A 10,192-nucleotide genomic window follows, 5' to 3' on the forward strand; every position below is an offset into this window, starting at 1 on the left:
CCCGGAGTTTATTATGTCTTCCAAAACAAAATGTTGGCTATGGATGCTGCTGGTTATCCTCTCCGAAACCTCAGCCACTTCGACGCTTAAAATGTTCGGCAGCAGCGAAGGCTCGACCAAAATGATGCTGCTCGCGCTGCTGATTGTTCTCTACTGCACCTGCTACTACTCGCTCTCCCGCGCGGTGAAAGATATCCCCGTCGGCCTGGCGTATGCCACCTGGTCCGGCACCGGCATCCTGGTCGTTTCCACCCTGGGCATGGCGTTTTACGGCCAGCATCCGGATACCGCGGCCATTATCGGCATGGCGATTATCGCCAGCGGTATCGTCATCATGAACCTGTTCTCGAAAATGGGCAGCGAGGAGAGCGCCGCGGCGCCCGCCGAGCCGGTTACGCCTCTCGACAAAAAGATCGCCAACTGACTGAAAGGAATAGCATATGTTTAATCTCGGATTTTTATGGCTGGCGCTGTCAATCGGCTCCGAAATCACCGGCACTTCGATGATCAAAAAGACCAACGGCTTTAGCAAGCTGGCGCCGTCGGTGCTGGTAGTCTGCGCCTACGGGCTGTGCTATTTCGCCCTCACCCGCGCGATGAGCACCATCCCGGTGGGCGTGGCCTACTCGCTGTGGTGCGGCTTTGGTATCGTCGGCGTCACCATCTGCTCAATGATCCTCTACAAGCAGAAACCGGATCTGCCGGCCATCTTCGCGATGGTGCTGATTATCTCCGGCGGCATCATCATGAACGTCTTCTCGACGATGTAAGTACGCCGCCAGGGTAAACGGAGCGTGGGTTTACCCCATGCCCGTTTCGTGGCAGGATAGTCCGATGAACAGAAACGTTGTCGTTACCCGCTCCCTTCGCTGGTGGCTGCCTGCATAAAGGCGGCACGATTGACGTTTCCATTTTCAAAGCCGCCGGAAGGCGGCTTTGTCATTTCTCAGCGACGCCTTTCGGCTTAACCGCATCGTAAGGAGTTTCTGATGAACGCAGGCCAAACCATTCTTACCGGCGATCGCCCAACCGGCCAGCTGCACCTCGGCCATTACGTGGGTTCGCTGCGCCAGCGCGTCCAGCTGCAGCATGACCACCAGCAGTTCATTCTGGTCGCCGACCTGCAGGGATTAACGGACAACGGCAGCAACCCGCAAAAGATAAGCAGCAATATCTTTGAAGTGATGGCCGACTATCTGGCCGTCGGCATCGATCCGCAGAAAACCACCGTCTGCCTGCAGTCAGCCCTCCCCGCGCTGGCTGAACTGAGCGCCCTGTACATGAATATCGTCACCGTTGCCCGCGTCGAGCGCAATCCCACCGTCAAGCATGAGATTGCGCAGAAAGGATTCGCCCGCTCGCTGCCGGTGGGCTTTCTGGCCTACCCCATCAGCCAGGCCGCCGATATCACCGCCTTTAAGGCCGCGCTGGTGCCGGTCGGCGACGATCAGCTGCCGATGATCGAACAGACCAACGAAATCGTACATAAGATGAATAGCCTGACGACGACGCCGGTGCTGCAGCACTGTAAGGCGCTGCTCAGCGAGGTCGGCCGTCTGCCGGGCGTCGACGGCAGCGCAAAAATGTCAAAATCGCTGGGCAATACGCTGACGCTTTCGGCCAGCGAAGAGGAGATCCATCGCGCGGTCAGCGCCATGTATACCGACCCAGGCCACCTGCGCGTTGCCGACCCGGGCCAGGTGGAAGGTAACGTCGTCTTCACCTATCTCGATGCCTTCCACCCCGACAGGCCGCTCATCGGCGAAATGAAGGCGCATTATCAGCGTGGCGGACTGGGCGATCGGCAGTGTAAAAACGCGCTGGAGGAGTGTTTGCAGACGCTGCTGGCGCCGATACGCGAGCGCCGGGCGCGGTTTATTGCCGATAAAGGCATGCTGCTGGAGCTGCTACGCCAGGGCAGCGAGCGGGCCAACAGCCTCACGCAGCGGACGCTGCATGAGGTAAAACGGGGCCTGGGATTGCCGATCCTGTTCTGAACGAGGCGACTCGCCATCGCGCTTCGCCTGCGGGAGCCTGGCCGGCAGACGGCTTAGCCGCCGCTGCCACCTTCGTGCATCTTCACGCAGTTGCGTCCGTCGCGCTTGGCGGCATAGAGCGCGCTATCGGCGTCGCGCAGCAGCAGGTTGTAATCAGGGTGGCCGGTGTGGACGGCGTAGCCGATGCTGGCGGTAATGGCGATTTCGGTCTCGCCGCCAACGTTGAAGGCGAGCTGGCTGATATTTTTGCGCAGGCGTTCAAGGAGCGCATGGGCCTCCACGGCGCCGGTTTCCACCAGCACCAGCAGAAACTCTTCGCCGCCGTAGCGGAAGATATAGTCGCTGGAGCGGATATTGTCGCTGAGCAGATCGGCAACGTGCTTAATCGCCCGGTCGCCCACCTGGTGGCCCCAGCTATCGTTAATCTCTTTAAAATGGTCGACATCGACGATCGCGACCGTCATCGGCCGCTCATACTCCATAGCGAGCGCGACCTCGTGCTTGAGGACCACCGGCAGGTAGCGACGGTTGAGCAGGCTGGTGAGCGCGTCTTTGCCGTTTTGCATTTGCGACAGGCTGCTAAAAATCACCCCCAGCTGGCTGCCGATCTGCTGGCAATGAATATGAATACCCTGCAGCAGGTTTTGCGTATCTTTATATTCTGCGCGACTGTCGGATGATTTCCAGCCGCTAATTAAGCTATCGACCTGGGTGATTAATCCGCCAATCTCTTCCATCTGCGCGTTCTTGTTAAAATAGCGCACGCATTTATGGCGGAACCACAGGCCAAATTCGGATTCAGATAATAACGTGGCGTTAATATCGTTTTTATTTTCGCTAACGATATTAAAAATAACGGTATTTTCCCAGCCGGAGAGCGCAGCCTGCTGCTTGCCGTACTCCATCGGCACGTTATCCATCAGGCTGTACAGGCGATAGGCTTCTTCGTTTTTGGTCGCCCGATAGTGCGACAGGGTGTAGGCATGGCACATCATCTCGATCGCCATATTAAACGCCATAATCGCATAGTAGATCGCGGCAACGCCGGTTTGGCGGTCGATGGTACTGTCGCGAATATATTCAATCACCCCGGCCTTGAGCTGCCTGGCTCCGCGCAGCACGGCCTCGGCAGGGATGCCGATACGCGAGTGAATGCTGCCAATATGATATTGCCTTTCCGCCAGCGCCTGCAGGCCGTCCTTCTCGCAGGTCAAAATATCTTTGACCCAGCCGGCCAGCGAGCGGCTCAGACGTTCCTGAACCAAATCGTAGGTGAGGTGCCTGGCAATATCCGGGTCCTGAAAAATAAAGTCATAAAAACGGGCCGCCAGCGCTTCAGCCTGCTCGGTGGCAATATTATTAAGCACCGCCTTCACTTCCGGCGTCAGGCCATCGTGCAGCGGCAGCCATTCCTTAAAAATAATCGCGATATATTTTTTGCTTTCATCACTCATTGAATAAAGCGCTCGCTGACGTTTGTCTCTTTTCAGGGCCGCAAATCATACAACAGTTAGCTATGACCAACCAGATTGAAAATGCATCAATCATACTTTACGCCTTTCCGTGCGGCCGTCGACGGGCGGTTCGCGACGCGGTATCCATAACCCATATTTAGCGTATGGACATACTCAATACAAATGCTAGTATCCAATAGACAGTAGCTATATTTATGCGTGTTTCATTTAAGGCCTGGATTGCTGATGATGACCACATTCGTAGCACATCTTTCTCACCGGTTAGCAGCGCAGCTGGATCCGCGCGCCGGTCGGCCTTGCCCCTCCACTCCTCAATCTTTCAAAGAGATAACGCTCCGTATGGCGGAGGAAAGAAACGCGCATCACTCAGCAATATGGAACAGAGCGAGTAGCGTATGGACAAAATCAAACAGCACTGGGCCTGGTGCCTTGTCGGCCTGCTGGCGGTCATCGCCGCCCTGATATGGTGGGCGCTGCGTCCGCCGGGACTTGCGGAGGGATTTGCCAGCAGCAACGGCAGGATAGAAGCCACCGAGGTGGATATCGCCACCAAAACCGCCGGACGCATCGACGCCATTCTGGTCAAAGAGGGGCAGTTCGTTCGCAAGGGCGAGGTGCTGGCGCGGATGGATATTCGGGTGCTTAACGAACAGCGCCTCGAAGCCGCCGCCCAGATCAAAGAGGCTGAAAGCGCGGTCGCCGCCGCCAAAGCGCTGCTGGATCAGCGGCAAAGCGAAATGCGCGCCACCGAAGCGGTGGTAAAGCAGCGGCAGGCGGAGCTCAACTCCACCGCTAAACGGCACGTGCGCTCCAGCGCGCTGTCGCAGCGCGGCGCGGTTTCAGCCCAGCAGCTCGACGATGACCAGGCGGCAGCGGAAAGCGCCCGGGCAGCGCTCGAATCCGCCAGAGCCCAGGTTTCTGCGGCGAGGGCCGCAATTGAAGCCGCCCGGACCAGCATTATTCAGGCGCAAACCCGCGTTGATGCCGCGCAGGCGACGGAACGACGCATCCTCGCCGATATTGACGATAGCGCGCTCAAAGCGCCGCGCGACGGCCGAATTCAGTATCGCGTCGCCGAGCCGGGCGAAGTCCTGGCCGCCGGCGGGCGGGTGCTGAATATGGTCGACCTCTCCGATGTCTACATGACCTTCTTCCTGCCAACCGAGCAGGCGGGCCTGCTGGCGCTGGGCGGCGAAGCGCGCATCGTGCTGGACGCGGCGCCAAACCTGGTCGTTCCCGCCCATATCAGCTTTGTCGCCAGCGTCGCGCAGTTTACGCCGAAAACGGTAGAAACCAGCGATGAGCGCCTGAAGCTGATGTTCCGCGTGAAGGCGCGCATTCCGCCGGAGCTGCTGGAGCAGCACCTTGAGTATGTCAAAACCGGCCTGCCCGGCATGGCGTATGTCCGCCTGGATAGCCAGCAGGCCTGGCCCGATACGCTCGCGGTGAGGTTGCCGCAATGAGAGGCTCTCAGCAGGATACTTACCCACCGGTCGCCCTGCTGGAACGCGTCGGCCAGCGCTTTGGCGCCACCGTCGCGCTGCGGGATATCACGCTAAGCATTCCCGCTCGTCGGATGGTGGGCCTGATTGGCCCTGACGGCGTCGGCAAATCCAGCCTGCTGTCGCTGATTTCCGGAGCGCGGGCGATTGAACAGGGCAACGTGATGGTTCTCGGCGGCGATATGCGCGACGCCCGGCACCGGCGGGATGTCTGCCCCAAAATAGCCTGGATGCCGCAGGGGCTGGGCAAAAACCTCTATCACACCCTGTCGGTGTATGAAAACGTCGATTTCTTTGCCCGCCTGTTCGGTCACGACAGGGCCGAGCGAGAGAACCGCATCGATGAGCTCCTGCACAGCACCGGGCTGGCCCCTTTCCGCGATCGTCCTGCCGGGAAGCTGTCCGGCGGGATGAAGCAGAAGCTCGGCCTGTGCTGCGCGCTGATCCACGATCCGCAGCTGCTGATCCTTGATGAGCCCACCACCGGCGTTGATCCGCTTTCGCGCGCCCAGTTCTGGGAGCTGATTGACAGCATTCGCCAGCGCCAGCCGGAGATGAGCGTGCTGGTGGCGACGGCCTATATGGAAGAAGCGGAGCGCTTCGACTGGCTGGTGGCGATGAACGCCGGGGAGGTGCTGGCGACCGGCAGCGCCGAAGAGCTCAAGGCGCAAACCCGCAGCCAAACGCTGGAGCAGGCGTTTATCGCCCTGCTGCCGGAAGCCCAGCGCGAGGCGCACAAAGAGGTCATCATCCCGCCGCGCAGCGCGCAGGACGATGACATCGCCATTGAGGCCCGCGACCTGACCATGCGCTTTGGCAGCTTCGTGGCGGTCGATCGCGTGAATCTCCGCATCGCCCGCGGCGAGATTTTTGGTTTCCTCGGCTCAAACGGCTGCGGTAAATCAACCACTATGAAGATGCTTACCGGCCTGCTGCCCGCCAGCGAAGGCGAGGCCTGGCTATTCGGTCAGCCGGTCGATCCGAAGGACATCGACACCCGCCGCCGCGTCGGCTATATGTCGCAGGCCTTCTCCCTCTACAGCGAGCTGACCGTCAGGCAGAACCTCGAGCTGCACGCCCGCCTGTTCCACATCCCGGATGCGGAGATCCCTGCTCGGGTGGCGGAAATGAGCCAGCGCTTTATGTTAACGGAGGTCGAAGATACCCTGCCCGCCGCTCTGCCGCTGGGTATTCGTCAGCGGCTCTCTCTCGCCGTGGCGGTGATCCATCGCCCGGAAATGCTGATCCTCGATGAGCCAACTTCCGGCGTCGATCCGGTCGCCAGGGATATGTTCTGGCAGCTGATGGTCGATCTCGCCCGTCAGGATCGGGTGACCATTTTTATCTCGACCCACTTTATGAACGAAGCCGAACGCTGCGATCGTATTTCGCTGATGCATGCCGGGAAGGTGCTGGCCAGCGATACGCCGCAGGCGCTGGTGGCCCGGCGCGGCGCGGCAACGCTTGAAGAGGCGTTTATCGGCTGGCTGCAGGATGCCCAGCAGCCCGTCGCTGAAACAGCGCCCGCTCCGCCGGCTAGCGCTTCGTCCGTGACGACGGCGGCGCAGCAGGCGTTCAGCCCTGGCCGGCTCTTTAGCTACAGCCGGCGCGAAGCGCTGGAGCTGCGGCGCGATCCGGTACGATCGACCCTCGCCCTGCTGGGTACCGTTATTCTGATGTTCATCATGGGATACGGCATCAGCATGGACGTGGAAGCTCTGCGCTTCGCGGTACTCGATCGCGACCAGACCCTCAGCAGCCAGGGCTGGTCGCAGAATATTGCCGGCTCGCGCTACTTTATCGAGCAGCCGCCGCTGCAGAGCTATGACGAACTGGACAGGCGGATGCGCAGCGGCGAGCTGGCCGTGGCCGTTGAAATCCCGCCTAATTTTGGCCGCGATATTGCCCGCGGCACGCCGGTGAAAATTGGCGTCTGGGTGGACGGCGCCATGCCTAATCGTGCCGAGACGGTGCGCGGCTACGTTCAGGCCATGCATCTGGCGTGGCTACAGGAGATGGCCGGGCGGCAGGCCTCTCCCGCCCGCGATACGTCGCTGATATCCATCGAGACGCGCTATCGCTATAACCCGGACGTGAAAAGCCTGCCGGCCATCGTTCCGGCGGTGATCCCGCTGCTGCTGATGATGATCCCGGCGATGCTCAGCGCGCTGAGCGTGGTACGCGAAAAAGAGCTTGGATCAATCATCAATCTGTACGTCACCCCGACGACCCGCAGCGAGTTTCTGCTCGGCAAGCAGCTGCCCTATATCGTGCTGGGAATGTTTAACTTTTTCCTGCTGTGCGCGCTGTCGGTGTTGGTGTTTGGCGTAGCGCACAAGGGCAGTTTTCTCACCCTGACCCTGGCGGCGCTGCTCTATGTCACCATCGCCACCGGGCTGGGGCTGCTGATCTCCACCTTTATGAAAAGCCAGATTGCGGCCATCTTCGGCACCGCCATTATTACGCTGATACCGGCCACGCAGTTTTCCGGCATGATTGACCCGGTCGCTTCGCTGGAGGGGCCCGGCCGCTGGATTGGTCAGATCTACCCGACCAGCCATTTTCTCACCATCGCCCGCGGCACATTCTCAAAAGCCCTGAGCCTGACGGACCTGTGGGCGTCCTTTATACCGCTGCTGATTGCCGTCCCGCTGGTGCTCGGCCTCAGCGTGTGGCTGCTGAAAAAACAGGAGGGATGATGCGCGGATTACGCAATATTTATAATCTCGGCGTCAAGGAGCTGCGCAGTCTGCTCGGCGATAAGGCGATGCTGACCTTAATCCTCTTCGCCTTTACCGTGTCGGTCTATTCCTCTGCGACCGTGATGCCAGGCTCGCTGCATCTGGCGCCTGTGGCGATTGCCGACATGGATAAATCGCAGCTCTCTTCGCGTATTATCAACGGCTTTTATCGGCCGTGGTTTTTACCACCGGAGCTGATTAACGAAGATGAGATGGATGCCGGGCTGGATGCCGGGAGCTATACCTTTGCCATTAATATTCCCCCTAACTTTCAGCGCGACGTGCTCGCCGGGCGGCAGCCGGAAATACAGGTTAACGTCGACGCCACGCGGATGAGCCAGGCCTTTACCGGCAACGGCTATATCCAGAATATTATCAGCGGGGAGGTGAACGGCTTCGTTGCCCGCTATCGGGATAACGCCACTCTGCCGGTAGAGCTGGCGGTGCGCATGCGCTTTAACCCCAATCTTGAGCAGGAGCGCTTTGGCGCGGTCATGGCCATCATCAACAACATCACCATGCTGGCGATCGTGCTGACCGGCTCGGCGCTGATCCGCGAGCGGGAGCACGGCACGGTCGAACACCTGCTGGTTATGCCGGTGACGCCGTTTGAAATTATGCTGGCAAAAATCTGGTCGATGGGGCTGGTGGTGCTGGTCGTTTCCGGGCTTTCGCTGCTGCTGATGGTTCAGGGGGTGCTGCAGGTGCCGATTGAAGGCTCGATCCCGCTGTTTATGCTGGGCGTGGCCCTGAGCCTGTTCGCAACCACCTCCATCGGGATCTTTATGGGGACGGTGGCGCGCTCGATGCCGCAGCTGGGGCTGCTGATGATTCTCGTACTGCTGCCGCTGCAGATGCTTTCAGGCGGCTCAACCCCGCGGGAAAGCATGCCTCAGGCGGTACAGGATATTATGTTAACCATGCCGACCACCCACTTCGTCAGCCTCGCGCAGGCGATTCTGTATCGCGGTGCCGGATTTGCCATCGTCTGGCCGCAGTTTTTAACCCTGATGGCGATTGGCGCCGCGTTTTTTGCCATCGCCCTGCTGCGGTTTCGTAAGACCATCGGCGCGATGGCGTGAATGAGCCGTACCGGTCGTCACTTTAGGCGGCCGGTGGACTATTTTTTGCTGTTTATCACCCGGCGCAGCAGCCAGGTAAAGCCCATCGCCATGCTAAACAGAATGAACAGCAGCACGACCCAGCTCACCGAGATGCGGACCAGCGTGCCGAAGGTCATCAGCGGCTGTAGATAGACGGTAAACGAGTCGCTTAACGGCTTATCCATCAGCATATAGGCGCTATCGGCCAGCCAGACGCAGACGCGACACGCCAGCCAGATAATTGCCGGCCAGCAGAGCAGGACCAAAAAGGTAAGGCGTTCTTGTACGTAGCGGGTGAGCCGGCGCAAAGGGGGCCAGCCAAGCAGGATTTTCATTTATATTCTCATATTGCCACCCGGTGACAGGGGTTATTTAGCCCCGGGAGTGACCGAAACAGGCATTAATATCGGCAGTACGCTTGATATTTTATATCACAATTCGGTTAATCCGAACCCGATCAAGTTAACAAAGTGTTAAGGACAGTAAATCATTTTATTGGTAAAGTCCAGTTATTACTATTTTACGTCTGGAATAGCGAAGCGTTATTTTGTAAATAATTGATAATATTAATTAAATATAATTCAGGCGTGAATTAAAGATATTCAGAGAATTAATTAAAAACCGTGGTTTTATATTTAAAACATAGCTGGTTTATATTTTAAATATAGTATCAGGGGCGGCAAGGCGTTGTGCTTATCAGAAGAGTGCGGATTGCGGGGGAGGCCCGCGCGGCGTGGGGCCATTGTTTGTTTCAGGGGATGGTTTTCAGGGGAAGGCTTGATTGATGCCAGGTAGTATATAGCGGGCATTCTGCGACCTATTGCTCCGGGTCCGCCGGCGTTTTAGCGGCTGAAGGGTCAGGGATCGCGGCGCGCAGCGCCCGATCCGGGCGGCGTCCGGCCGCTTTTCATGAACCGCAGACAACAAAAAAACCCCATGCCTGCGCATGAGTTTTTTCTGTTTGTTTGATGCCTGGCCGTTGTATCCCAGGCCTCCTGCCCGCCACCCTCCGGGCAGCACGGCGTGCTGTGCAAATTCGTTCCCGACGAATTTGTCCTACTCAGGAGAGCGCTTACCGACAAACAACAGACAAAACAAAAGGCCCAGTCTTTCGACTGAGCCTTTCGTTTTATTTGATGCCTGGCAGTTCCCTACTCTCACATGGGGAGACCCCACACTACCATCGGCGCTACGGCGTTTCACTTCTGAGTTCGGCATGGGGTCAGGTGGGACCACCGCGCTGTTGCCGCCAGGCAAATTCTGTTTACCAACACGCCTTAAGGCCTGTCAGTTAATCTGTATCAGCTGAAAATCTCTCAAATTCACCACACCAAACAGCTTTGGCGTTGTAAGGTTAAGCCTCACGGTTCATTA

8 protein-coding genes and 1 rRNA gene are annotated in these 10,192 nt (G+C 58.5%); 6 read left to right on the forward strand and 3 right to left on the reverse strand.

Annotated elements, in window-relative coordinates; genetic code table 11:
- The first annotated feature begins 13 nt into the window (after positions 1 to 13).
- From EDF75_RS21180 to trpS, 3 genes are all read left to right on the forward strand, one after another.
- Positions 14 to 424 carry a DMT family transporter gene (locus EDF75_RS21180; protein ID WP_095104079.1) on the forward strand — a complete coding sequence of 137 codons (411 nt, stop codon included), beginning with the start codon at positions 14 to 16 and terminating at the stop codon, positions 422 to 424.
- Between the two features lie 16 nt (positions 425 to 440).
- Complete coding sequence (locus tag EDF75_RS21185) at positions 441 to 770, forward strand: DMT family transporter (RefSeq protein ID WP_041143869.1); 330 nt, start codon at positions 441 to 443, stop codon at positions 768 to 770.
- Between the two features lie 219 nt (positions 771 to 989).
- On the forward strand, positions 990 to 1,997 hold the full coding sequence (trpS, locus tag EDF75_RS21190; protein ID WP_095104081.1) for a tryptophan--tRNA ligase: 1,008 nt from the start codon (positions 990 to 992) through the stop codon (positions 1,995 to 1,997).
- 53 nt (positions 1,998 to 2,050) lie between these two features.
- Here trpS and EDF75_RS21195 read toward each other — a convergent pair whose 3' ends face one another.
- Positions 2,051 to 3,451, reverse strand: coding sequence for a GGDEF domain-containing protein (locus tag EDF75_RS21195; RefSeq protein ID WP_095104083.1), 1,401 nt, complete (start codon positions 3,449 to 3,451; stop codon positions 2,051 to 2,053).
- Between the two features lie 416 nt (positions 3,452 to 3,867).
- On the opposite strand from EDF75_RS21195, the gene EDF75_RS21200 reads away from it, so the two are divergent.
- From EDF75_RS21200 to EDF75_RS21210, 3 genes are read left to right on the forward strand one after another with little or no spacing between them, the layout of a single operon-like run.
- Positions 3,868 to 4,935, forward strand: a complete 1,068-nt coding sequence (locus tag EDF75_RS21200) for an HlyD family secretion protein (protein WP_095104085.1) — start codon at positions 3,868 to 3,870, stop codon at positions 4,933 to 4,935.
- Positions 4,932 to 7,673: a ribosome-associated ATPase/putative transporter RbbA gene (gene rbbA / locus EDF75_RS21205; RefSeq protein WP_133600796.1), complete on the forward strand. Its 2,742-nt coding sequence runs from the start codon at positions 4,932 to 4,934 to the stop codon at positions 7,671 to 7,673. The genes EDF75_RS21200 and rbbA overlap by 4 nt, the downstream gene beginning before the upstream one ends.
- Positions 7,673 to 8,797 (forward strand): ABC transporter permease, encoded by a 1,125-nt coding sequence (locus EDF75_RS21210; protein WP_133600807.1) that lies wholly within the window; start codon positions 7,673 to 7,675, stop codon positions 8,795 to 8,797. The genes rbbA and EDF75_RS21210 overlap by 1 nt, the downstream gene beginning before the upstream one ends.
- 38 nt (positions 8,798 to 8,835) lie before the next feature.
- Here EDF75_RS21210 and EDF75_RS21215 read toward each other — a convergent pair whose 3' ends face one another.
- Both EDF75_RS21215 and rrf read right to left on the reverse strand, forming a co-directional pair.
- Entirely contained in the window at positions 8,836 to 9,153 is a 318-nt protein-coding gene (locus EDF75_RS21215; protein ID WP_041143863.1) for a hypothetical protein, read from the reverse strand.
- Positions 9,154 to 9,956: 803 nt separating this feature from the next.
- Positions 9,957 to 10,072, reverse strand: a 5S ribosomal RNA gene (gene rrf, locus EDF75_RS21220).
- Positions 10,073 to 10,192: the final 120 nt, after the last annotated feature.

This window comes from Klebsiella sp. BIGb0149 (genome assembly GCF_004362605.1).
GTDB lineage: Bacteria > Pseudomonadota > Gammaproteobacteria > Enterobacterales > Enterobacteriaceae > Klebsiella > Klebsiella terrigena.